The organism is Neorhizobium sp. NCHU2750, from assembly GCF_003597675.1.
In the GTDB taxonomy this organism is placed as follows: domain Bacteria; phylum Pseudomonadota; class Alphaproteobacteria; order Rhizobiales; family Rhizobiaceae; genus Neorhizobium.
On the sequence record NZ_CP030827.1, the window covers coordinates 3,200,290 to 3,224,358 of the forward strand.

General features: G+C 61.0%; 24 protein-coding genes. 16 read left to right on the forward strand and 8 right to left on the reverse strand.

The window, feature by feature from the left end:
• Positions 1–182 precede the first annotated feature (182 nt).
• From NCHU2750_RS15670 to NCHU2750_RS15695, 6 genes are all read left to right on the forward strand, one after another.
• Positions 183–1,628 (forward strand): FAD-binding oxidoreductase, encoded by a 1,446-nt coding sequence (locus NCHU2750_RS15670; protein ID WP_119941356.1) that lies wholly within the window; start codon positions 183–185, stop codon positions 1,626–1,628.
• 24 nt (positions 1,629–1,652) lie between these two features.
• Entirely contained in the window at positions 1,653–2,363 is a 711-nt protein-coding gene (locus tag NCHU2750_RS15675) for a FadR/GntR family transcriptional regulator (protein WP_119941357.1), read from the forward strand.
• Positions 2,364–2,508: 145 nt separating this feature from the next.
• The gene (locus NCHU2750_RS15680; protein ID WP_119941358.1) at positions 2,509–3,669 is read left to right on the forward strand and encodes a fumarylacetoacetate hydrolase family protein; all 1,161 of its coding nucleotides are present in this window, start codon (positions 2,509–2,511) and stop codon (positions 3,667–3,669) included.
• Positions 3,670–3,689: 20 nt separating this feature from the next.
• Complete coding sequence (locus NCHU2750_RS15685) at positions 3,690–4,223, forward strand: TRAP transporter small permease (RefSeq protein WP_119941359.1); 534 nt, start codon at positions 3,690–3,692, stop codon at positions 4,221–4,223.
• 1 nt (position 4,224) lies between these two features.
• A complete protein-coding gene (locus NCHU2750_RS15690) occupies positions 4,225–5,502 on the forward strand; it encodes a TRAP transporter large permease subunit (protein ID WP_119941360.1) in 1,278 nt (425 codons plus the stop codon).
• A 49-nt stretch (positions 5,503–5,551) separates the two neighbouring features.
• Positions 5,552–6,559 (forward strand): TRAP transporter substrate-binding protein, encoded by a 1,008-nt coding sequence (locus NCHU2750_RS15695; protein ID WP_119941361.1) that lies wholly within the window; start codon positions 5,552–5,554, stop codon positions 6,557–6,559.
• A gap of 75 nt (positions 6,560–6,634) precedes the next feature.
• Here the strand turns inward: NCHU2750_RS15695 and NCHU2750_RS15700 are convergent, their stop codons facing one another.
• Both NCHU2750_RS15700 and NCHU2750_RS15705 read right to left on the reverse strand, forming a co-directional pair.
• Positions 6,635–7,549 (reverse strand): DMT family transporter, encoded by a 915-nt coding sequence (locus tag NCHU2750_RS15700; RefSeq protein ID WP_245480261.1) that lies wholly within the window; start codon positions 7,547–7,549, stop codon positions 6,635–6,637.
• A gap of 10 nt (positions 7,550–7,559) precedes the next feature.
• Entirely contained in the window at positions 7,560–8,762 is a 1,203-nt protein-coding gene (locus NCHU2750_RS15705) for a mandelate racemase/muconate lactonizing enzyme family protein (protein WP_119941362.1), read from the reverse strand.
• Between the two features lie 172 nt (positions 8,763–8,934).
• On the opposite strand from NCHU2750_RS15705, the gene pdxR reads away from it, so the two are divergent.
• Both pdxR and NCHU2750_RS15715 read left to right on the forward strand, forming a co-directional pair.
• Positions 8,935–10,425, forward strand: coding sequence for a MocR-like pyridoxine biosynthesis transcription factor PdxR (gene pdxR / locus NCHU2750_RS15710; RefSeq protein ID WP_119941363.1), 1,491 nt, complete (start codon positions 8,935–8,937; stop codon positions 10,423–10,425).
• Positions 10,426–10,570: 145 nt separating this feature from the next.
• Positions 10,571–11,953, forward strand: coding sequence for an aminotransferase family protein (locus NCHU2750_RS15715; protein ID WP_119941364.1), 1,383 nt, complete (start codon positions 10,571–10,573; stop codon positions 11,951–11,953).
• A gap of 161 nt (positions 11,954–12,114) precedes the next feature.
• Here the strand turns inward: NCHU2750_RS15715 and NCHU2750_RS15720 are convergent, their stop codons facing one another.
• Complete coding sequence (locus tag NCHU2750_RS15720) at positions 12,115–12,876, reverse strand: SDR family NAD(P)-dependent oxidoreductase (protein ID WP_119941365.1); 762 nt, start codon at positions 12,874–12,876, stop codon at positions 12,115–12,117.
• Between the two features lie 489 nt (positions 12,877–13,365).
• Here NCHU2750_RS15720 and NCHU2750_RS15725 point away from each other — a divergent pair, with 489 nt between their 5' ends.
• The 5 genes from NCHU2750_RS15725 to NCHU2750_RS15745 all read left to right on the forward strand — a co-directional run bounded on the left by NCHU2750_RS15725 (position 13,366) and on the right by NCHU2750_RS15745 (position 18,564).
• Positions 13,366–14,382, forward strand: a complete 1,017-nt coding sequence (locus NCHU2750_RS15725) for an agmatinase (RefSeq protein WP_119941366.1) — start codon at positions 13,366–13,368, stop codon at positions 14,380–14,382.
• Between the two features lie 166 nt (positions 14,383–14,548).
• Positions 14,549–15,679: an extracellular solute-binding protein gene (locus NCHU2750_RS15730; RefSeq protein ID WP_162939649.1), complete on the forward strand. Its 1,131-nt coding sequence runs from the start codon at positions 14,549–14,551 to the stop codon at positions 15,677–15,679.
• A 98-nt stretch (positions 15,680–15,777) separates the two neighbouring features.
• Positions 15,778–16,872: an ABC transporter ATP-binding protein gene (locus NCHU2750_RS15735; RefSeq protein ID WP_119941368.1), complete on the forward strand. Its 1,095-nt coding sequence runs from the start codon at positions 15,778–15,780 to the stop codon at positions 16,870–16,872.
• Entirely contained in the window at positions 16,869–17,753 is an 885-nt protein-coding gene (locus NCHU2750_RS15740) for an ABC transporter permease (protein WP_119941369.1), read from the forward strand. The genes NCHU2750_RS15735 and NCHU2750_RS15740 overlap by 4 nt, the downstream gene beginning before the upstream one ends.
• Positions 17,754–17,766: 13 nt before the next feature.
• A complete protein-coding gene (locus NCHU2750_RS15745; RefSeq protein WP_119941370.1) occupies positions 17,767–18,564 on the forward strand; it encodes an ABC transporter permease in 798 nt (265 codons plus the stop codon).
• A gap of 6 nt (positions 18,565–18,570) precedes the next feature.
• On the opposite strand, the gene NCHU2750_RS15750 is transcribed toward NCHU2750_RS15745, so the two are convergent.
• On the reverse strand, positions 18,571–18,972 hold the full coding sequence (locus tag NCHU2750_RS15750; RefSeq protein WP_162939650.1) for a response regulator: 402 nt from the start codon (positions 18,970–18,972) through the stop codon (positions 18,571–18,573).
• A gap of 253 nt (positions 18,973–19,225) precedes the next feature.
• On the reverse strand, positions 19,226–19,759 hold the full coding sequence (locus NCHU2750_RS15755; protein WP_119941372.1) for a helix-turn-helix domain-containing protein: 534 nt from the start codon (positions 19,757–19,759) through the stop codon (positions 19,226–19,228).
• Between the two features lie 198 nt (positions 19,760–19,957).
• Between NCHU2750_RS15755 and NCHU2750_RS15760 the strand changes: the two genes are divergently transcribed.
• From NCHU2750_RS15760 to NCHU2750_RS15770, 3 genes are all read left to right on the forward strand, one after another.
• Positions 19,958–20,575 carry a response regulator transcription factor gene (locus tag NCHU2750_RS15760; RefSeq protein WP_119941373.1) on the forward strand — a complete coding sequence of 206 codons (618 nt, stop codon included), beginning with the start codon at positions 19,958–19,960 and terminating at the stop codon, positions 20,573–20,575.
• Positions 20,576–20,698: 123 nt separating this feature from the next.
• The gene (locus NCHU2750_RS15765) at positions 20,699–21,067 is read left to right on the forward strand and encodes a response regulator transcription factor (protein WP_162939651.1); all 369 of its coding nucleotides are present in this window, start codon (positions 20,699–20,701) and stop codon (positions 21,065–21,067) included.
• Between the two features lie 21 nt (positions 21,068–21,088).
• A complete protein-coding gene (locus NCHU2750_RS15770; RefSeq protein ID WP_119941375.1) occupies positions 21,089–21,385 on the forward strand; it encodes a UBP-type zinc finger domain-containing protein in 297 nt (98 codons plus the stop codon).
• A 4-nt stretch (positions 21,386–21,389) separates the two neighbouring features.
• Here NCHU2750_RS15770 and NCHU2750_RS15775 read toward each other — a convergent pair whose 3' ends face one another.
• From NCHU2750_RS15775 to NCHU2750_RS15785, 3 genes are all read right to left on the reverse strand, one after another.
• Positions 21,390–23,036: an FAD-dependent oxidoreductase gene (locus NCHU2750_RS15775; RefSeq protein ID WP_119941376.1), complete on the reverse strand. Its 1,647-nt coding sequence runs from the start codon at positions 23,034–23,036 to the stop codon at positions 21,390–21,392.
• Between the two features lie 104 nt (positions 23,037–23,140).
• Positions 23,141–23,659, reverse strand: coding sequence for a Dps family protein (locus NCHU2750_RS15780; protein WP_119941377.1), 519 nt, complete (start codon positions 23,657–23,659; stop codon positions 23,141–23,143).
• 31 nt (positions 23,660–23,690) lie between these two features.
• Positions 23,691–23,876, reverse strand: coding sequence for a hypothetical protein (locus NCHU2750_RS15785; RefSeq protein WP_119941378.1), 186 nt, complete (start codon positions 23,874–23,876; stop codon positions 23,691–23,693).
• Positions 23,877–24,069: the final 193 nt, after the last annotated feature.

The window sequence follows — 24,069 nt, forward strand, 5'->3', positions numbered from 1 at the left end:
CCTCCCATACAACCGTGGATACACCACGAAATTCCTCTTGTAAGGTTGTCTGATAACTCTGTATGCTCCGTTTGAAAATAGCAGAATTCGCCTGCGGCAAAAAAACTGCTGATGCGCGATATCATAAAATGACGAGGGGCTGCCGGAGGAGAGACCGGGCGGCCCGCCTGAGGAGACACTAGATGACCGACACCACGGGCTCGATCGCCGGGCAGCGCCTTGCCCTACGCGCTGTTCTGGGCGAGGACCTTGTTCTGACCAATGCGGAGGATATGCTGCGCTACTGCCGCGACTGGCATGGTGATGTTACCAGCAGCGCGGTGGCCGTCATCCGGCCGCGATCGACCGCAGACGTTCAGGCAGCCATAAAGGCCTGCCGCGAGCTTGGTCTCAAGATCGTACCGCAGGGAGGCAATACCGGCCTGGTCCTCGGCGGCATCCCAGACGAAGAAGACCGTCAGGTCGTGCTGACGCTCGAACGGATGAACAACATCCGCAATATCGACAGCGACGATTTTTCCGCGGTCGTCGAGGCGGGCTGCATCCTTGCCGAGCTGAAGGACGCGATTGCCGAGAAAGGCATGTTCTTCCCGCTCGCGCTCGGCGCGCAGGGCAGCTGCCGTATCGGCGGCAATGTCTCCACCAATGCCGGCGGCATCAATGTGCTGCGCTACGGCATGACCCGCGAACTGGTGCTGGGGCTGGAAGTGGTCCTGCCCGACGGCAGCCTCTTCGATGGGCTGTCGACACTGCGCAAGGACAATCGCGGACTGGATCTCAAGCAGCTTTTCATCGGTGCCGAAGGCACGCTCGGCATCATCACCGCCGTGTCGATCAAGCTTTCCCCCTATCCGGACAATGTCGCAACCGCGCTTCTGGCACTCAATTCGCTGGATGATGCGATCGCCCTCTACCGCCGCGCCCGCCGCGACTGTTGCGACCTGATGTCGGCCTTCGAATTCATGCCGCCGCTCGCCTTCACGCTGGCGCAGGAAGCCATGCCGGATCTCGCAATCCCGCTGTCCGGCGACTATCCCGCTTATGTACTGATGGAGATTTCCGGCTCCGGCCTCGTCGATATCGACGACCTGATGCACCGTTTCCTCGAAGGCGTGATGACCGACGGGCTGGTCGTCGACGGCACGATCGCCACCTCGCAGGCGCAGTCGCGCAATCTCTGGCTCATCCGCGAAGGCATGAACGAGGGCCAGGCCAAGCGCGGCGCCCATATGCGCACCGACATCTCGGTGCCCCTGTCACAGCTTGCCGCTTTCGTCGTCGATGCCGAAGCGGCAGTCAGCGAGGCGCTCCCCGATTGCACCAGCATCTCCTACGGCCATGTCGGCGATGGCAATGTGCATCTCAACGTTCTTCCGCCGGACGGCGCAACGCTCGAGGAACGGCACGAAAAGATCTACAAGGCCAAGAAGGTCGTCAATGTCGTGGTCGACAAATACAAGGGCAGCATCAGTGCCGAACACGGCATCGGCCGCCTGAAGCGCGAGGACTTCGAGGAGCGTCTGTCGAAGACCAAGCGCGACCTGCTGGTCGCCATCAAGAAGGCGATCGACCCGGACCTCATCCTCAACCCCCATTGCCAAATCGACCTCGGCGCGGGTATCCGCTAGCCTTTCCGAAGGAGCATATCCGCCATGGCCGATTTCAAAGAGATCAAGCGAAGCGAGCATCTGCCGACGCGCATTGCCACCGAGATCGGCCGTGAAATCACCGATGGCCGCATCCAGCCGGGCCAGAAACTGCCGACCGAGCATCTTCTGGCCCAGACATTCGGAGTCAGCCGTTCGGTGGTGCGCGAAGCGATCGCCCATCTGCGCAACGAGGGACTGGTGGAAACCCGCCAGGGAGTCGGTGCATTCGCCACCGAGATCGCCACCCGCCAGTCGATTCGCATCGAACCCGGCCATCTCGGCAACCGCAAGACCTTCCGCAACCTCTTCCAGGTCAGGCTTGCACTGGAGACGGAAGCCGCAGGACTTGCCGCGCGGCATTACAAGCCCGAAGATCTCGCCAAGCTCGACGAAATCCTGGCGCAGATGACCGGAGCGGAGAAATGGGGAGAAACGGGCATCATAGCCGACCTCGCCTTCCACAAGGCCGTCGCCGCCGCCACTCATAACGATTATTTCCTCCAGTTCATCGGCTTCATCACCGAGCGCATCCATGTGGCGATCAATGCCGCCCGCGCCACCGCGATCCTGGAGGAGATCGTCGAAATCACCATTGCCGAGCATGTGGCGGTGCGTGATGCGATTGCAACCCGCGACCCTGTCGCGGCAAAGGCAGCAATGCGTTATCATCTCGAAGGTGCGGCAGGACGCCTCGCCCTCAACCTTGAAATGTGACGTTGTGGGCAATTGACGTTTTTGAAAAACTGGTCCGCCGCGCTTCTGGACATGCAATAAAAGTCATACTAAAAAGACGGGAACGTTGTCAGACATCTGACAATATCGACGAGGTGGAGGCCTCGTCCGAAAGAAGGAGGATTTCTTGGCATATCACCATGCCCTCTCATCGGCTGTCATCTTGCCCGAAGATGCCTCAAGCGCGCTTCTGGTCGGTCGCGTCTGGTCGAACGAGGCCGACGGCCCCTGTCCCGTTCTCTACGCAAACGGTCGGCTTCTCGACCTCTCGTCGCTTGCGCCGACACTTTCGGCACTGCTCGAACTCGAAGGCCTCGTCGCGAAACTCGGTGACACGTCCGCCTTTGCCGATCTCGGCAGCCTCGACGAATTCTTGAGCGGCGCCAAGGGTGCGCTTCTCGCCCCCGCCGACCTGCAGGCCATCAAGGCCGCCGGCGTCACCTTCGCCGACAGCATGCTGGAACGGGTGATCGAGGAACAGGCCAAGGGTGACCCTCTGCGCGCCCAGGAAATCCGCGGCCGTCTGGCGCCGGTTCTCGGCGACAATCTCAAGGGTCTCGTGGCAGGCTCCGAAAAGGCCGCCGAAGTGAAGCGCCTGCTGCAGGACATGGGCCTGTGGTCGCAATATCTGGAAGTCGGCATCGGCCCGGATGCGGAAATCTTCACCAAGGCCCAGCCGATGTCCTCCATGGGCTGCGGCGCGGCCGTCGGTATCCACCCGAAATCAGACTGGAACAATCCCGAACCGGAAGTCGTGCTCGCCATCACCTCGAAGGGCGAGATCATCGGCGCAACGCTTGGCAACGACGTTAACCTGCGCGATTTCGAAGGCCGCTCCGCACTGCTCTTGAGCAAGGCCAAGGACAACAACGCCTCCTGCGCCATCGGCCCCTTCATCCGCCTGTTCGACGGAAAATTCACGCTCGACGAGGTCAAGTCGGCCGAAATCAGCCTTGCCGTGAAAGGTGAGGACGGGTTCGAGATGACCGGCGTCAGCCCGATGAAGGCGATCAGCCGCTCGCCGGAAAACCTGGCCTCGCAGCTCTTGAACCGCAGCCATCAATATCCCGATGGCGCGCTTCTTTTCCTCGGCACCATGTTCGCCCCGGTCAAGGACCGTCGCGGCAAGGGCCTAGGCTTTACCCATGAGATCGGCGATGTCGTCGAGATTTCCACCCCGAAGCTCGGGAGGCTTATCAACCGGGTGGAATATAGCGACACATGCCCCGAATGGACGTTCGGAATTACGGCGCTGATGAAGAACCTGGCCCGGCGCGGGCTGATGTAGGAGGCATCAGGGAGGAGCAAATGACCAAAATTATCGATCTGTTTTACAGGGTCCTTGAGATCCTGCTCATCCTGTTGCTCACAGGCATGGCGCTGATGGTGTTCGGCAATGTCGTGCTGCGCTACGGCTTCAATTCAGGCCTGACCGTATCCGACGAGATGTCGCGCTACTTCTTCGTCTGGCTGACCTTCATCGGCGCCGTCGTCGCCTTCCGCGAACATGGCCATCTCGGCGTCGAGACGCTGGTGGCGCTGTTCGGCCGCAGGGGGCGCATCATCTGTATGATCCTGTCCAACCTGACCATCATCCTGTGTTCCGCCATTTTCTTCTGGGGCACATGGATGCAGTTGCCGATCAATTCCAGCATGGTGGCGCCGGTAACCGGACTCTCCATGGCCTGGGTCTATGGCATCGGTTTTTTCACCGGCGCAGGTTGCGTGCTGATTTCGCTCGAACGTCTCTTCCGTCTGGTGACCGGCCGCGTCACCGAAGACGAGATCGCCGCCTTTGCCGGCGAGAACATGACGATCGAACAGATGGCGGAGCGCACCTGATATGACACTATTCGTTTTTGTCGGTTCGCTTCTCGCCGCAATGGCGATCGGCGTACCGGTTGCCTTCTCGCTGATGTTCTGCGGCGTCGTGCTCATGTGGTACATGGACATGTTCAACGCGCAGATCATCGCCCAGAACATGATCGCGGGTGCAGACACTTTCACCCTGCTCGCCATTCCTTTCTTCATCCTTGCCGGTGAACTGATGAATTCCGGCGGCCTGTCGAAGCGCATCATCGATTTCGCCATCGCGCTGGTCGGCCACATCCGTGGCGGTCTCGGTATCGTTGCAATCGTCGCCGCCGTGATCATGGCCTCAATCTCCGGTTCTGCTGCAGCGGATACCGCAGCGCTTGCCGCAATCCTTGTCCCGATGATGGCCAAGGCCGGCTACAACATTCCCCGCTCCGGCGGCCTGATCGCCGCTGGCGGCATCATCGCCCCGGTTATCCCGCCCTCCATGGCCTTCATCGTCTTCGGTGTCGCGGCCAACGTGTCGATCACCCAGCTGTTCATGGCCGGCATCGTGCCAGGCATCCTGATGGGCGTCTCTCTGGTCGGTACCTGGCTCTATTGCGTGCGCAAGGACAATATTCAGGCCCTGCCCAAGGCAACCGCACGGGAACGCCTCAACGCCACCGGTCGCGCCCTCTGGGCGCTCGGCATGCCCGTCATCATCCTTGGCGGCATCAAGGCCGGTGTCGTTACCCCGACGGAAGCCGCAGTGGTTGCCGCCGTCTATGCGCTCTTCGTCGGCATGGTCATCTATCGCGAACTGAAGCCGAGCGAACTGCCGCACGTCATCCTGCGGGCGGCCAAGACCACCTCGGTCATCATGTTCCTGGTCTGCGCCGCACTCGTCTCGGCCTGGCTGATCACAGCCGCCAACATCCCGGCCGAAATCACCGGCTATATCGAGCCGCTGATCGATCGCCCCAAGCTCTTGATGCTGGCGATCATGATCCTCGTGCTGATCGTCGGCACGGCGCTCGACCTGACGCCGACCATCCTGATCCTGACCCCTGTCCTGATGCCGATCATCAAGGAGGCGGGCATCGATCCGGTCTATTTCGGTGTATTGTTCATCATGAACAACTGCATCGGCCTCATCACGCCGCCGGTTGGCGTCGTGCTCAACGTTGTCAGCGGGGTCGGGAGGATCCCGCTGGGCAAGGTCACAGGCGGCGTCATGCCGTTCCTGCTGGCCCAGACCGTGCTGTTGCTGCTGCTTGTCGCGTTCCCCGAGATCGTGACGGTACCGGCACACTGGCTGCGCTGACTAATCGCATTCCACGTCTTTCAGTTTAACGTCCAATGGGAGGACCAACATGAAGAAGCTTCTTTTCGCAACGACCGCCATTGCCATCGCGATCTCCGGTTCCGTACCGGCCTTCGCAGACTTCAAGAGCCGTAACATCCGCGTCTCGAACGGCATCAATGCCGACCACCCGGTCGGCAACGGCATCAAGGCCATGCAGGAATGCCTCGACCAGAAGTCAGGCGGCAAGATGAAGCTGACCGCGTTCTGGGGCGGCGCGCTCGGCGGCGACCTTCAGGCAACCCAGGCGCTGCGTTCGGGCGTCCAGGAAGCCGTCGTCACCTCGTCCTCGCCGCTCGTCGGCATCATCCCGGCACTCGGCGTCTTCGACCTTCCCTTCCTCTTTGCTACGCCGGAAGAGGCCTACAAGGTTCTCGACGGCAAGTTCGGCGACGAGATGAACAAGAAGCTCGATGCCGCCGGCCTCGTCAATCTCGCCTACTGGGAAAACGGTTTCCGCAACCTGTCCAACTCCGAACACCCGGTGACCAAGTGGGAAGACTTTGCGGGGATGAAGGTTCGCGTCATGCAGAACAACATCTTCCTCGACACCTTCCAGAACCTCGGCGCCAACGCCACCCCGATGGCCTTCGGCGAAGTCTATTCGGCGCTGGAAACCAAGGCGATCGACGCCCAGGAAAACCCCTATGTGACGATCGACACCTCGAAATTCTACGAAGTGCAGAAATACGTTACCGAGACCAACCACGCCTACACGCCGTTCCTCTTCCTCTTCTCCAAGGCGATCTTCAACACCTACGCCGCGGACGAACAGCAGGCCCTGCGTGACTGCGCAGTCGTCGGCCGCGATGTCGAGCGCAAGGTAATTGCCGACCTGAACAAGAAGTCGCTGGAGAAGATCGAGGCTGCCGGCCTGAAGGTGAACAAGCTGTCGCCGGAAGAGCAGACCCGCATCCGCGAGAAGTCGATGGTCGTCTATGAAAAGCACAAGGCGGAGATCGGCCCGGATGTCGTCGACGGCATCCTCGCAGAACTGAAGACCATCCGCGGCCAGTGATCCGACACACTCCCCGGGTCCACCAGCCGTGAATGAAGCCCGCGCCTCAGGAAACCCCGGGGCGCGGGCCTTTTGTTATTCCGGGATCGCCGGCAGCACCGTGTCGCGCTTCTTCAACATCTGTTCCCGCACGAAAATGAACAGGCCGGAGGCGACGATCAGTGCGGCGCCGACGATCATGCTGAGCCGTGGCACGTCACCGAAGAACAGCCAGCCGAAGACCACCGCCCAGAGCAGAAGCGTATATTGCAGCGGCGCGACAGTCGCCGCATCGGAAATCTTCAAGGCCCGGTTGACCAGCACATGCGCTGCCATCGCGACAATGCCGAGCAGCCCGAGCAGGCCGAGGTCGAAGCCGGATTGCACCGGGCTCCAGTCGAACGGCGCGAAGCAAAGCCCAGCAATCCCCGCACCGCAGACCTGGAAGAACACCAGTGTCGTATCCGGCGTGCCGCGCAGGAAACGGCCCGAAATCATCATGAAGGCGAAGGCGGCACTGCCGATGATCGAGATCACTGCCGGCGCGGTGAACATCGCCGAGGACGGCTCCAGCGTGATGATGACGCCGACGAATCCGATCGCGATCGCCGTCCAGCGCCGCCAGCCGACCCTGTCTCCAAGCAGAAGTGGCGACAGGGCCGCGACATAGATCGGCGCGGCCAGCCAATAGGTCATCACATCCGCAAGCGGCAGATACATGACGGCATAATAAAAGGAGAACACTTCCGTGGTGGAGCAGACGACCCGTGCAAGCTGCATCCACGGCTTCTCCGCATTGCGGATGGCCGGCAGGCCGGCCATCCAGACGATCGGCACGAGGATGACGAGCGCGGCAAGGCTGCGCAGTAGCACCACCTGCCCCAGCCCGTAGCTCGCCACCAGCCATTTGCCCATAGTGTCATTGAGCGCAAACATCAGCATGCCGAGAAGCATGATGGCCGGTCCGGCGATCGACATGGTCTTGAAACCCGAAACGGATGAAGCCTGCATACCTGCTGCCTTATAGATTGGACGCGGCGGAGAACCGACGGCTGACGGTGAATGCCTTCTCAAGCTCGGGATTGAGCTCCATGCCCAGCCCCGGCCCCGGCGGCACAGTAATCATGCCATTCTTCACCTCCGGCAGGGCGGTGACGAGATCGCGGTACCAGGTATTGTAGAAGGCACGCACGCTTTCCTGCACCAGCGCATTCGGTGCGTTGAGCGACAGATGGGTGGAAGCGCAGAGCACGACCGGACCGGTGCAGTCATGCGGCGCGACCGGCAGATGCCAGGCTTCGGCCATCGAGGCGATCTTGCGTGCCTCCGACAACCCGCCGCACCAGGAAATGTCGAGCATGACGATGCCGGCAGCTCCCGTTTCCAGATAATCGCGAAAGCCCCAGCGGGTGGCGAGCGTTTCCGACGCCGAGATCGGCGCGGGCGAGACTTCGGCATAGCGTTTGAGGCTGGACAGGCTGTCCATCTTGATCGGGTCTTCGTGCCAGAAGGTTCCGTAAGGTGTCAGCGCCTTGGCGATCTGCATTGCCGGCAGAAGCTGCCACATCGAATGGAACTCGACCATGATGTCGATCCTGTCGCCGACCGCCTTGCGGATCTTCTCGAAGGGCTGAAGTGCTGCCTTCAGGTCCGCGGACGAGATATACTGGCCCTTGGTCTTTTCCGCCGCCTGGTCGAACGGCCAGATCTTCATCGCCGTGATGCCCTGTTCCAGCAAGGATTCCGCCAGTTCGTCGGCCCGGTGCAGGAAGCCGTTGAGGTCGTCATAGTCCTTGCCGGTCGAAAGCCCGTAATTGGCCGTCGTCTGCCCGGTCGCCTTCTTGATATATTCCGTGCCGGCGCAGGTATTGTAGGTGCGGATTTCCTTCCTCGAGAAACCGCCGAGAAGCTGTGCGATCGGCTGGCCCGTCACCTTGCCGAATATGTCCCAGAGCGCGATATCGAAGGCGGAATTGCCGCGCACCTCGGCACCGGACGAGCGAAAGCCGACATAACCGACCAGTTCCTGCGCCAGAAGATCGATAGCCAGCGGATCGCGGCCGATCACCCGCGGCGCCACATATTCGTGGATATAGCTCTCCACCGTCTCGGCGCCGAAAAAGGTCTCTCCCAGCCCCGTGATACCCTCGTCGGTGTGAACCAGAACCCAGAGCAGATTGCTCCGCTCGGCGACACGCACCGTTTCAAGCTTGGTGATCTTCATGTTTCCTCCCAGAAATTGCCAAGACCCTGTATTTTTAGGGGAATGCCCGACCAATCGAAAGCTCATTCGATCTGTTTGGGTACGCTAAGTTGCAATTTTCATCATATTGGAGCTGGGTGGAACTACAGCGACACACCTTCCCCGCCCCGCCGTTTTTTGCTTAGCTGCAACCATGCGCAAACCCGCCCTCAGACAACAGCTCGACGTATCCTGGAATTCCGTCTTCGGCGATTTTTCGCGCGACGGTCAGCCGCTCAACATCCAGATCCGCCGGATGATCGTGCATGCGGTGGAAACCGGCACGCTGCCCGCCAACATGCGCCTGCCGCCGAGCCGCAATCTGGCGGCAACGCTGAGGATCGGCCGCAATACCGTGACGTCCGCCTACCAGCAACTGATCGACGAGGGATTTCTCGTCTCGCGCCAGCGGACCGGCATTTTCGTCGCCGATATCGCGCCAAAGCCCGAATCCACAGCCAAAAGCTCCGGCGAGGACAAGGTCTGGCGGGACCGCTTCATCGTCGAGCCGTCTAAGATGCGGCAGCATTCCAAGCCGCGCGACTGGCAGTCCTATCCCTATCCCTTCCTGTTCGGCCAGTATGATCCGGAACTGTTCCCGACCAACAACTGGCGCGAGGCCGTACGCGCCACCTCCAGCGTGCAGGAGATCCAGGGCTGGGCCGGCGACATGATCGACGACGACGATCCCGACCTGATCGAGCAGCTCAGGGTACAGGTCCTGCCCCGGCGCGGCATCTTTGCCGCCCAGGGCGAGGTCATCATCACCGTCGGTTCGCAACAGGCGCTCTCGATGCTGGTCAACCTGCTCGTCGGGCGCGATACGCCGGCCGCTGTCGAAGACCCCGGCTATCCCGACATGCGCAACATGGTGAGCCTTGCGACCAGAGACGTCCGCTTCCTCACCTCCGACGAGCACGGCGTCGTGCCCGATCAGGTATTCGCCGGTGCCAAGGTGGCGTTCATGACGCCCGGCCACCATTGCCCGACCACGATCGTCACCCCGATCGAGCGCCGCCACGCCATTCTGGAAGCCGCCGAAAGAGACGATGTGCTGATCGTCGAGGACGATTACGATGCCGACCTTTCCATCCAGGAAGACGGCAATCTCCCCTCGCTGAAAAGCCTCGATCGTACCGGCCGCGTTCTCTATGTCGGCAGCTTCTCCAAGGTCGTCGCACCGGGCCTGAGGATCGGCTACATCGTCGCGCCGAGACCGGTGATCAGCGAATTGCGCGTGCTGCGCCGGATCATGCTGCGCCATCCGCCAACCAACAACCAACGCACGCTCGCCACCTTCATCGCGCTCGGCCACTATCGCCAGCACCTCAACAAGGCAGGCGCGGCCATGCTGGAACGCTCCGCGCTGATGGAGCGCCTGTTGCCGAAATACCTGCCGACCTGCCGGACGAGCCGAGGCCGCGGGGCAACCAGCCTGTGGGTGGAGGGCCCGCCCTCGATGGATGCCCGGCGGCTGGTCGAGCTCGCACGTCGAAAAGGCGTGCTGGTCGAACCCGGCGATATCTTCTTTTCCGACCCCGCAGCCGGACGGAATTTTTTCCGCCTCGGTTTCAGCTCCATTCCCGCACATCGCATTGAACCGGGCCTTGTTCGCCTTGCCGAGGCCGTTCGCGAATGTGTTTGAAGCCGTTGCGGCGCAAATGCTTGACAATCCACATGACGGATCCAGAATGCGTTTTTCATGGAGCCAGAAGGCTGCAACCGCCGCTTTAGTGAGGAATGATGATAGCCTCGCGGCACCAAATAAAAGGGAACCTCCGAGGAAGATCATGAACGTCGCTTCACGTCCCAACGACATACAGGCCGTCATCGAGGCCGATCGCGCCCATGTCTGGCATCACCTGTCGCAGCACAAGCAGTATGAAAGCGTCGACCCCAAGATCTATGTCGAGGGCAAGGGCACCCGCGTCTGGGATGCCACCGGCAAGGAATATCTCGATGGCGTGTCCGGTGCTGTCTGGACCGTCAATGTCGGCTATGGCCGCACCAGCATAGCGGATGCGGTGCGCGACCAGCTGGTCAAGCTCAACTACTTCGCCGGCGCCGCCGGCAACGTTCCGGCCGCGCTGTTTGCCGAAAAGCTGATCGAGAAGATGCCGGGCATGACCCGCGTCTACTATTCGAACTCCGGCTCCGAGGCCAACGAGAAGGTGTTCAAGATGGTGCGCCAGATCGCGCACCGCAAACATAATAGCGGCAAGTACAAGATCCTCTACCGTGATCGCGACTACCACGGCACGACGCTCGGCACGCTTGCCGCAGCTGGTCAGAAGGAACGCCGCGAACAGTATGGTCCGATGCCTCCGGGCTTCGTCGAAGTGCCGCATTGCCTGGAATATCGCAGCCAGTGGGGCGAGATCGATGATTACGGCATCAAGGCTGCCGATGCGATCGAGGAAGTCATCCTGCGCGAAGGCCCGGAAACCGTTGGCCTCCTCTGCCTCGAACCGGTCACCGCCGGCGGCGGCGTCATCGTGCCCCCGAAGGGCTACTGGCAGCGGGTGCAGGAAATCTGCAGGAAATACGATGTGCTGCTGCATATCGACGAAGTCGTCTGCGGCATGGGCCGCACCGGCAAGTGGTTCGGCTACCAGCATTACGGCATCGAGCCGGACTTCGTCACCATGGCAAAGGGCGTCGCGTCCGGCTATGCGGCAATCTCCTGCACCGTGACGACCGAAAAGGTCTTCGAGATGTTCAAGGACGATCCGTCCGATCCCATGTCCTATTTCCGCGACATCTCCACCTTCGGCGGCTGCGTCGCCGGCCCGGCGGCAGCGCTCGAAAACATGCGCATCATCGAGGAGGAAGGCCTGCTCGAAAACACCCTGAAGATGGGTGCCCGTCTGATGGATAACCTCCGCGAGCTGCAGAGCCGCCATCAGGTGATCGGCGACGTGCGCGGCCTCGGCCTGTTCTGCGGCGCAGAACTCGTCATGGACCGCGAAACGAAAGAGCCGGCACCGGAAAAGATGGTCCAGGCCGTCACCGCCGATTGCGTGGCGCAGGGCGTGATCATCGGCGCCACCAACCGCTCGGTCCCCGGCTTCAACAACACGCTTTGCATGAGCCCGCCGCTGATCATCAATTCAGCCGAGATCGACCAGATCACCGGCGCCATCGACAAGGCGCTGACCAAGGCGTTTGGGTAAGTCTAGAAATACCCCTCCCAACCCTCCCCACAAGGGGGAGGGCTTAACCCGGCGGAACCGCCGTGCACCAATCGGGGCAGGCGTCTGCGGCAAGTCTTCTCCCCCCTTGTGGGGGAGATGGCCGGCAGGCCAGAGGGGGACTTTCTGTCCCCTCAGAGCCCCTACTTCGCTTCCCGATACACCTGGAACGGTGCCCAGGACTGGCTGACCGGCATGATTTCCAGCGTGTTGATGTTGACATGCGCCGGCAGCGAGGCGACCCAATAGATCGTCTCCGCGATATCTTCCGGCTGCAGCGGGTTTGCCCCGCCATAGAGCTTGTTATAGGCAGCCTGGTCGCCGCCGGTGCGCACCAGCGTGAATTCGCTTTCCGCCATGCCCGGCTCGATCGAGGTGACGCGCACGCCCTTGGCCGAAAGATCGCTTCTCAACCCGCGCGAAAACTGCTGCACAAAGGACTTCGTCGCGCCATAGACATTCCCGCCCGGATAGGGCCAGTTGGCGGCAACCGATGCGAGATTGACGATCAGGCCGCGGCTTGCGATCAACTGGTCGAGCATCAGCCGGGTGATGGTGACGAGACCGGTGATGTTGGTGTCGATCATCGTCTTCCACTGGTCGAGATCGCAGTCCTGGGCCGGTCCCGTGCCGAGCGCCAGTCCGGCATTGTTGACCAGTGCATCGATCTTGGAAAACTCGGCCGGAATGGCAGCGAGCGCCGCGCGCGTTGCCGCCTCGTCGCGAATGTCGAACACCAGACCATGGGCTCGGGTCGGGCCGCCGAGTTCCTCGACCAGCGCATCGAGCCGGTCCTTGCGCCGTCCGGTGACGACGACCTTCCAGCCTTCCTTGGCAAATCGGCGGGCAATCGCCTGGCCGAAGCCTGCCGTTGCGCCGGTTATGAGCGCCGTGCGTGAACTCATCACTATCTCCTTGTCTGAAATCACATGCGAAAGAATACTTGAGTCAGCTCCAGCCATAACGCCCGGCACGATGATGACAAGCCCGATGCATCGAGAAAAGATAAGCCGCCAACCTGGAACCGGCAGACATTGATTGATCCACGACAACCGCAACAGATCCAGATTTCACGGACAGCAGAACCAGAGTTCGTGATCGTGAATTTCATCCGATACCGTACTCCGGCCTGGCGAAAATCCAGCACTTTCAGTGCATGAATTCCCACCCGCGGATAACCAATCGGAATTCCACCACGCGGATCTTGAGAAAAACTGACTAGCGGATACGCAAACTACGCCTCATTTTTCCGCATCCGAAGCAAGATCGGCAGTGTCCTATGCGTCTTTCGCCGTCTCCTGTGCTACTATGACGGAGAGGCCAGTTGTCAGTTGTCAACGGACATGGTTAGCTTCCGGTCAACATGAGCGGCAGAAAGCCGCCAGGGGAACTGCATGACGACATCCGACTTCCGCCCGATCTCGGGCGTCGATCTTCCGCGCTTTGCCGGCATCGCAACCTTCATGCGACTGCCGCATATCACGCTGGATGACGCACGTCTGGGCGCGGTGGATATCGGCCTGATCGGCGTCCCGTGGGATGGCGGCACGACCAATAGGCCCGGCCCGCGCCACGCGCCGCGTCAGTTGCGCGACCTTTCGACCATGGTGCGCCACCAGAACGGCGCCACCAGAATTCGCCCCTTCGACCTCGCCAATTGCGCCGATCTTGGCGATGTCGGCCCGAACCCGGCCGATATCGAGGATTCCATGAACCGTATCACCGCCTTCTACGACGCGGTAAAGGCGGCCAGCATCCTGCCACTGACGGCCGGTGGCGATCATCTGTCGTCCCTGCCGATCCTGCGTTCGCTCGGCCGCGACAAGCCGCTGGGCATGATCCATTTCGACAGCCATACCGATCTCTTCCATTCCTATTTCGGCGGTTTCAAATACACCCACGGCACCCCCTTCCGCCGCGCCGTCGAGGAAGGTCTGCTCGATCCGAAACGCGTCTGCATGATCGGCATCCGCGGCCCCGCCTATGATTTCGAGGATCGCGACTTTGCCGATGCAGTCGGCATTCGCGTCATCCCGATCGAGGAGTTCCACGCCCGCGGCGTCGAGGACGTGATGGCCGAAGCCCGCGCTATCGCCGGCACCGGCGACACCTATGTCAGCTACGACATCGACTTCATCGACCCGGCTTTCGCGCCGGGCACGGGCACGCCGGAAATCGGCGGACCGAACAGTTTCCAGGCGCTTCAGGTGGTGCGCGAACTGCGCAGCCTCAACATCGTCGGTGCCGATTTGGTGGAAGTCTCTCCGCCCTTCGACACGAGCGGCGCAACGGCCTTTCTCGGTGTCACAGTCATGTTCGAGTTGCTCTGCGTGCTGGCCGAGGTCAGAAGCCTGCGCGGCAAGACCTCCGGCTCGCAGCAACAAGCGACATTGCCTGCAATGGCCAAGTAAGGGGGCAAGTAAAGGGAGGACCACGACGCAGGACTGATCGTAATTGCATGCTTCTGACATCGAACTGCAGACTGCCGGCAGCGACCATATCGCCGCCGATTACGACCCAAAGTCCGGGAAACCGGCGGCAACATGAATAATGGTCATCAAAACCGGGAGCATTCCGATGAGCATTCTGAAATCACCGCTTACACGTCGTACAATCCTCAAGTCGTCTGCGATCGGCGCCGGCATCATCGCCTCGCCGGCCGTCATCTCCTCCAATGCGCTCGCCTCCTCCGGCGAAGTCAACTTCACCGGTTGGGCGGGTTATCCCGGCATGGCCGAAAAGGTCTTCCCCGCCTTCACAAAGGCGACCGGCATCAAGGTCAACTTCACCGAACAGCCCGACCAGGACACGATGTTTGCCCAGGCGAAGATCTCGCTTGCAACCGGCGCCTCCGACATCATCGAGCCGACGCTTGACCGCGTCACCGCCTGGAACGCCAACGGCCTGATCCAGGGCTGGGACCTCGGCAAGCTCTCGATCGACAACTACGCCGATGGCCTGGCCAACGGTTCCGCCGCGGAAGCCGCCACGATCGACGGCAAGCGCATGTTCGTGCCCTCCGTCTGGGGCACCGAGGCGCTCGTCTATTCCAAGAAGGAATTCCCGACCGAATACGGCAAGGCAAGCCTCGGCGACCTGTTCAACCCGGATGTCAATGTGACGGTGCGCGGCCACTCGGCTCTCGCTGCCATGGGGCGCTGGATGGATGCTCAAGGCAAGCTGCCGAAGCCGTGGATCGACGGCTACAAGGACGAGAAGACCATGGTCGAACTGTGGGATATCGCCCTTGCCGAGGCCATCAAGGTCAAGGCCAACATCGTCCAGTTCTGGAGCGGTGAGAACGACGCCCAGGCGGCATTCCGCACCAATGGCGCAGCGCTCGGCCTCTGCTGGGATTCGACCGGCTTCAACATGGCCAAGGAAGGCTATGGTTATGTCTCTCCGAAGGAAGGAGCATTTGCCTGGAACCAGGGCCTGGTTCTGATGAAGAGCGCCAAGAATGTCGAACAGGCGCACGAATTCGCCAAATGGGTCTCCACCGCGGAAGGCTCGGCTCTCTGGGCGACCGCCTTCTCCGCCAACCCGGTCGGCAAGGGCGGCATAGACAAGATGGATCCCTCCGTATCCACCTATTACAAGTCGAGCTTCCCGGGAGATTCCATCTCCAAACTCTACTGGTGGCCGGCACAGTCCGCCTGGTTCCTCGCCAAGCGCGGCGAATATGCCGACAAGTACAAGGCAGCGTAACGCGTTTGCTCGTCACTGACCTATCCGCCGGGATCATCAGCATCCCGGCGGATAGGTCCCTGCAGTACCCGGATCGGTATAGAGGAAAAGCGGTCGATATGAGTGCCAGTGTAGAGCTACAGGACGTTTGCGCGGATTTCGGGGGATTCCGCGCGGTGGACCACGTATCGGTAGATATTCAGGCCGGAGAGTTCTTCTCCTTCCTCGGCCCGTCCGGGTGCGGCAAGACGACGATCCTCAGAATGGTGTCCGGCTTCATCTCGCCGACCAGCGGCACGGTCCGCATCGGCGGCAAGGACATGCGCGACCAGCGGCCGAACCAGCGGCCGACGGCGCTGATCTTCCAGAACCTCGCACTCTTCCCGCTGATGTCGATCTGGGAAAACATCGCCTTCGGCCTCGAGGTTCGTGGCGTCGACAAGAAGACCCGCCGCAAAAAGGCAGAGGAGCTCCTGGCCCTTGTCGACCTGCCCAATGCCGCCGACAAGTCGGTGAGCCAGCTGTCCGGTGGCCAGAAGCAGCGCGTCGCGATTGCCCGCGCGCTCGCCGTCGAACCCTCCGTCATGCTGCTCGACGAGCCGCTTTCGGCGCTCGATCTGAAACTGCGCCAGCATATGCGCACCGAGCTTCGCGCCATCCAGAAGCGCACCCAGGTGACCTTCATCTACATCACCCACGATCAAGGCGAGGCGCTCGCCATGTCGGATCGTGTCGCGGTCATGTCCCACGGGCGCCTGCAGCAGGCAGCCCCGCCGCGCGATATCTACGACAATCCGTCAAACGGCTTCGTCGCCTCCTTCGTCGGCGAGAACAACATCTTTGCAGGCCGCCTTGCCGAACGGAACGGCATGCACGGAACCTTCGTCAGCGACGACGGCACCTTCCACGGCAGGCTCGGCCCCGGTGACCTGCAGGCGCCGAAACTCTATGTCCGGCCCGAACATGTACGCCTTGCCAACGCCGAAGGCGGCGAGAACTGCATGCCGGTGCAAGTCACCGACATCGCCTTCGAGGGCAATTTCATTTCCATCCAGACGCAGGACCATCTCGGCCGGATGGTCGTGTCGGAAGCCCGCAACGACGGCACGACACCGCTGCCCGAACGTGGCGAAAAGCTCTTCGCCAGCTTCGATCGCGACCGCGCCATGATCCTTCCCGACGAAGCGCCGGCCTTTGCGGAAAAAGCTGCATGAAGGACCTTCTCAACCGCTACGGCCTACCGCTGACGACGCTGATCTGCCTGCTCGTGGCTTTCTGGCTGCTGGTCCTGGTCATCCTGCCGAACCTCTACCTGTTCGAGAATTCGTTCCGCCCCTATCTGCCGGTTCAGGAGATGGGCGGCCCGAAGGACGTCTATACGCTGAAGAATTACCTGACCTTCGTCGAGAGCCCGATCCACATCACCGTGTTTTTCTCGACCATTCTGTATTCCTGCGTCGTCACGGTCATCTGTTTCGCGATCACCTATCCGCTCGCCTATTATCTGGCAAAGAACGTTTCCGTCCGCAGCCTGCCGACGCTGTTTTTGATCCTGACGATCCCGCTCTGGGTCAGCGAGATCATGCGCTCCTTCGCCTGGTTCATCATCCTGTCGCTACGCGGTCCGCTGAATTTCTTCCTCGTCAACCTGGACATTATCGACAAGCCGATCCGCTGGATGACCGGGTTCCGCTCGGTCATCATCGGCCTCGTCTATACCTACGTCCTGTTCATGCTCTTCCCGATCTACAACGCCATCCAGTCGCTCGACACCAATCAGTTGGAAGCCGCCGAAGATCTCGGCGCTCCCTGGTGGCGCATTCACTGGCGCATCGTACTGCCCCATTCAAAACCCGGCATCGCGTCGGGATCGGTGATGGTCTTCATGCTTTCGGCCGGCTCGATCCTGGTGCCGACTTTGCTCGCCTCGACCAATTCGCGCTGGTTCACCGAAATCATCCAGCAATGGATGTTCGAATCGCTCGACTGGAATACCGGCTCCGCCTACGCCTTCCTGCTGCTGATTCTCTGCACCGTCTTCGTCACGCTGGTGATGAAGATCTTCAGGGTCAAGCTGTCCGACATCGCAAAGTAGAGGAGAGACGATCATGACCCGCAAGTCGGACTGGCTATTTCGCCTCTACCTCATCCTCTTCCTCGCCTACATGCTGCTGCCGCTGATCATCATGGGTGGTGCGGCCTTCAACGACAGTCGCTTCCCCTCGGTTTATCCATGGCAGGGCTTCACCTGGAACTGGTTCATCGAACTGTGGAACGATACGCGCCTGCTGAACTCGTTCCGCAACACGCTCATGGTGGCCGTGGCGGTGGTCGTGATCTCGGTGCCGATCGGCACGGCATCCGCCATTCTCGTCAACAGCGTTGCCGGCGCGGTGCGCAGCACGCTTTACGGTCTCATGGTCGCCCCGATCCTCATTCCCGGCGCCGTCATCGGCATTTCCACCCTGCTGTTCTGGAATACGATGTCGGTCGCACCCGGCCTGCACCTCTCGGTTCTGGGCCAGGTCTCCTATATCTCCGCCTTCGTCATGCTCTTGGTACTGGCACGGCTGCAGAGCTTCGACCGCTCGCTGGAGGAAGCAGCCCTCGATCTCGGCGCCAGCCATGCCCAGGTGGTGAGAAGGGTCCTGCTGCCGCATCTCTATCCGGCGCTGGGCGCCGGTGCAGCGATCGCCTTCTTCCAGTCGATCGAGAATTTCAACGTCACGCTCTTCACCCGCGGTCCCTATGACACGCTGACCGTCTATGTGTTCTCAAGGGTCCGAAGCGGCATCACGCCGACCATCAACGCACTGGCCGTGCTGATGATCCTCTTCACCATCGCCGCAATCGTGATCGTCGAAGTGGCTCGATTGCGGGAAGAGCGGCGCCTGTCTGCGAAATGATCGCGGTCAACAGCCGGCACTCGTCATGCTTGTCTGGTTGAGAAGACCGCTGATCGCGGCAATCAGTTGCGCCGGCACGAAAGGCTTCTGGATGAGCACGCTGTTGGGCACGCCATGCGACGTCCATTCGGCAGCACTGTCGGCCGTCACGTAGACGATCGGAATGCTGGCAACGCATTGGCGGGCATGCTGACCGACCTGCCAGCCATTGGCCCCCTTGCCGAGGCGGATATCGGTGATCACGCCGGAAAAATTCTCGGCATCCCGGTCGAGCGCGGCAAACGCCTCTTCGCCGGTGGAGACCGATGTGACCTGAAACCCATTTTCCGTCAGCAGCTCTTCCGCATCGAGCCGCAACAGATGGTCATCCTCGACCAGAAGCAATTGCACTGACAATTCGTCCGCCATAGTCCGTCCTAACGGATGCGCAGACCGTATCCGCCACCGCATCCTTCCTTGCCAGCTCCAACCTGTGGTTTCAGCCAGCCCCGTCGGGATCGATAACGCAATCAGTGAGATGTAGTTCCCCATTCTGACACAATCTTCGGGGGATGCTTACCGAGCGTAATCTAAATGCATCACCCCGCGCCCCAAATCGGGACACCGCGCGCGTGAACGGGTTGCCAGGCGGGGGAATATCGAACGCGCAGGAGCGACTGCCCTATTGAAGCGCAACCAATGCGGACAGCCTGTCGCGCGGAGACATGCAGGCGTGGCGGCGCCATGCGCTCGGCGTCGTGCCGGTAACGCGGCGGAACACCCTCGACAGGTGGGACTGGTCGGCCAGCCCGCAATCGAGCGCGATTTCACAAAGCGGCGCATCGCTGGTCAGCATCCTGTACTTGGCGTGATCGACCCGGCAGCAGACGATGTAACTGTGCGGAGAAACGCCGAAGGTCGACTTGAATGCGGAAGAGAAGTAGCTGGTGCTGAGCCGCACCAGTTGGGCCAGTTCATCCAACGGAATGCCATGGCCGATCCGCGCCTCGATATGCTGCCTGATCTTCTTCACCTGCCAGGGTGCCAGCCCGCCGGTCGTGCCTTGCGGCAGATCGGAAATCTCAGGCATGTCCGCCGCAACGATCCTCAATGCGGCGGAGCGGCGTGTCTGGGCGGCAACCTGTTCGGCGCAGGACGAACCGGACATATCGAGGGCATGGATCTGGCGGGCAACAACAGCTGCGGTGGCGGACATCTTCGCTCTCCTGTGGACCTGTTGAATTTTGACAGGTGCATATTGAAGCGCCTCGCCCGATCCGGATATTCTACGGTCAGTCCGTTTTCATACCCATGGGTTTTACAACCCTATACTCGGGTATGATTGCCGCCGGCCCGGCAGCCCGAATAGGGTCGACAGAGCAGGTAGCGTGCCAAAAACCGCCGAATTGAGGATATGACGGAAAGCCCAATCATATTGGTTGTCGATGACGAACCGCTGGTGCGGCAGTCGCTCGATTCGCTGCTGCGCTCGGTGGGTTACCGCGTTCGCACCTTCGCCACCGCACTGGAACTCTACGAGGACGACCGCCTTCCCGAAGCGAGTTGCCTCATCCTCGATATAAGGCTGCCCTTCACCAGCGGGCTCGACTTCCAGCAGAAACTTTCTGAACGCGGCGTCACCATCCCGATCATCTTCGTCACCGCCCATGGCGATATCCCGATGACCGTGCGGGCAATGAAAGCGGGAGCCGCCGACTTTCTCTCCAAGCCCTTCCGCGATCAGGATATTCTCGATTCCGTCGCAGCCGCCGTTGCCAAGCATCAGGCCTTTCTCGGATCGAGCCGCGCCGAGACGGACATCCGGTCGCGCTTCAACCAGCTCTCCCCGCGCGAACAGCAGATCATGGTCATGGCGACCACCGGCCTGATGAACAAGCAAATCGCCGGCGAGCTCGGCCTCAGCGAAATCACCGTGAAGATCCACCGTGGCAAAGTCAGCCGCAAGATGAACGCCAAGACCTTTGCCGACCTCGTCAAAATGGCCGAAACGCTCGGCCTGTCGCGCGACTGAACGGAAAATCCCGCGCACGAAACCACCCCGATAAACCGGTGTATAATTTAAACCTGCCGCGTCAGGGCGCATATTGGGGTCAGTTCGAAAGACCGGGTTTCCCGGAGATTGGTATCATTCCCGTTGAAAGCGCCTGTCATCATTTCCATCATCGACGACGAGGAAAATGTTCGTCGCGGGATCAGCAGCCTGCTCCGGTCGCATGGTTACGAGGTTAACACCTTTGCCTCCGCGGAAAGCTTTCTCGCCTCGTCGGCAGTCGGCAACTGTTCCTGCGTCGTCTCCGACCTTCATATGGGCGGCATGAACGGCATCGAGCTTTTCCACACGCTCCGGTCCCGCGACAGCCGGCTACCCTTCATTTTCGTCACCGCCTTTGCCGATGACGTGCTGCGGCTGAAGCTCGTCGACGATATCTGCGTCCTGCCCAAGCCCTTCAGGGCCGAATGCCTCATTGAAAGCATCGCAAGGGCCACTCGACCGACGACCTGAACCCTCAGAGGGAGGAAAGTCATGTGCACGCATCACAACCTGATCCGAACGGTAACGCCGAAGACGCGCGGATGCCAGGAATGCCTCGAACAGGGGATGACCTGGGTTCATCTACGGCTATGCCGCGAATGCGGGCATGTCGGCTGCTGCGATCAGTCGGAAGGCAAGCACGCAACCGCCCATTTCCGGCATACCCGCCATCCGATCATCGAGGGCTATGACCCGCCGGAAGGCTGGGGCTGGTGCTATATCGACGACGAATTTGTCGATCTGCCCGATCAGACCCCGCAGGTCGGACCGATCCCGCGCTACGTCTGAATATTCAATGCGCCGCCGCCAGATACTGGTGGATCGCGGCGACCACCACCGATCCCTCGCCGACAGCCGATGCGACGCGCTTGACCGATCCGGCCCGCACGTCGCCGACGGCGAAGACTCCGGGCTTGCTCGCCGCATAGGGATGCCGCGTCATGTCGTCAGAGGACAGGCCGGTGCAGACGAAACCGTGGCTGTCAAGTTCCAGGCACCCGCCGAGCCAGTCCGTATTCGGTTCGGCGCCGATCATCACGAAGAGATTGGAGGCATCGCAGCGGAATGTCTTACCGGTCGAGCGATCGATCCATGCGACCTGTTCCAGCGCACTATCCCCTTCAAGCCCGGTAATCTCGCAGCCCTCGCAGAGCGTGATATGCGGCGAGATCCTGATCCGCTGGACCAGATAATCGGACATGGTCGCGGAAATCTGGCTTCTCACCAGCATATGGACGTGCCGCGCCGTCCTCGATAGAAAGACCGCCGCCTGACCGGCGGAATTGCCGCCACCGACGATCACCACGTCCTGGCCGGAGCAGATCTGCCCTTCCATCGCCGTTGCCGCATACTGGATGCCCTTGCCCTCGAATTTCGCATAATTCGGCACGTCGAGCTTGCGATAGCGTGCGCCGGTCGCAACCACGACCGCCCTAGTGCTGACGGCGCGCCCGTCGCTGAGACCGATGACATAGGGCGCCTGCGAGCAGTCGAGCGAGGCGGCATTGCGCGAAATGCAAAGCCGCGCCCCGAATTTCTGCGCCTGGATATGCGCCCGTCCGGCCAGAGCCAGGCCCGAAATGCCCGTCGGAAACCCGAGATAGTTTTCGATCTTCGATGACGTGCCGGCCTGACCGCCCGGCGCCATCGCTTCGACCACAAGGGTCTTCAGCCCTTCGGACGCCGCATAGACCGCCGATGCAAGCCCGGCAGGCCCGGCCCCCAGAACCACGACATCATAGACCGCACCGTCCTCCGGTGCCTCGAACAGACCGAGTTCCTCCGCCAGATCTTCGTTGCTCGGACGTTTCAGCACCCCGTGATCCGGCGTGATCAGCGCCGGCAGGTCTTCGACCGCAAGCGCGAACCGTTCCATCACCCCCTGCGCATCCGCCTCGTTCAGCCCCATCAGCGTGACGGGATAGAGGTTGCGGATCAAGAACCGCTGGATGCCGAGCAATTCGCCGCTGTCCCGGTGACCGATCAGGATACCGCCACCCGTCGCATGGCGCACGAAGCCTGCACGACGCAGGATATAGGAACGGATGATGGTCTCGCCGATATCCGGCTCGCCGGTGATCAGCTTGCGGAACTGGTCGTGCTCGACCCGGATCACCCGCGAACCGGCGACAAGCAGGCCGGACAGCAGAATGCTGCGGTGGGTGAACATGTTCTGCTCGCCGCTGAACTGGCCCTTTTTGTAGCTGTAGAGAAGTTGCCGGCCCTTGATCGGATCGTCGGCGAACATCTGCAGCTCGCCGGAAAGCAGCAGCAGGAAATCGATCGAGTGATCGCCGCGCCGGAAGACATAGCTATCCTGCGCAACCTCTTCCTCGGCACCATAGGCCCGCACCCTGTCGATCATCTCATCCGTCAGTTCGGGAAAGGTCTGTGCCGGGCGAATCCAGGGATCGGAAGGGTCGAGAGCGGGATCGGGCATGGCAGGCTCTCCGTCGAAAATCAATCAGGGCAGGATCAATCAGGGATTGCAAAACATATCAAAGAAAAGCCGGCATCCGCAATCGGATGCCGGCAACAAGAATATTACTTGTTGGTGTCGCGCAGGATTTCGAACAGGAACCAGACGCGCTTTTCGGTCTCGTCGATCCAGTTTTCGAGCAGGCTGGCGGTGCCCACATCGCCATGTTCGTCGCAGACGTTATGCAGTTCACGCATGCTGGCGAGCAGGCTCGAATTGTCTTCGCGCAGTTCCGCCAGCATCTCGTGCGGATGGACGAAATCGGCGTCATTGTCCTCGATGCGCTGCTTGCGGGAAATGTCGCCGATCGAACGCAGCGTGTTGCCGCCGATCTTGCGGACGCGCTCGGCGAGTGGATCGGTCATGCCCAGAAGCTCGTCGCCATGATCGTCCAGCATCAGGTGGAAGTCACGGAAATTGACGCCGGACATGTGCCAGTGGAAATTCTTGGTCTTCAGATAAAGGGCGAAGACGTCAGCCAGGAGCGCGTTGGCGCCACCGGAAATATCCTTGGTGGCTTCTGCGCCAAGACCGCTCGGGGTCTTGAGATCTGCCGAACGGCGCGATTTGACGGATTGTTCCATGGGTCGGATCCTTTCTAGAGATCGGTTGAAATTATGCAGTGCGGAGCGACGAGGGCGGGTCGCTTGCAGGAAAAGTCTCCTCCAGCGCTTCTTCCAGGTCTTCGTCGGTCTCGACACGCGGCAATGGCGCCCTGGCAACCACAAGGTCGAGCGGTTCCGGAAGGCTTTCGAGACCATCGCGCAGCGTATCGTCTGCGTCTTGACGCTTTGTCGTCATGCCACGTCTCCCCTTCTGCCGCCGACGTCTGCCCCGCACTCGCGAGGGCGCTCAGGAAAATGACGTTGCGGCCTTTGCGTTCCACCAATGTGACAATATCGCTCCGGCACATCATCCGCTTGGACAATTCCATCCGTATGACAGCCGGTATTCGCATTTCATCGGCAACCGGCACGGTCCGACTGCTGACTTT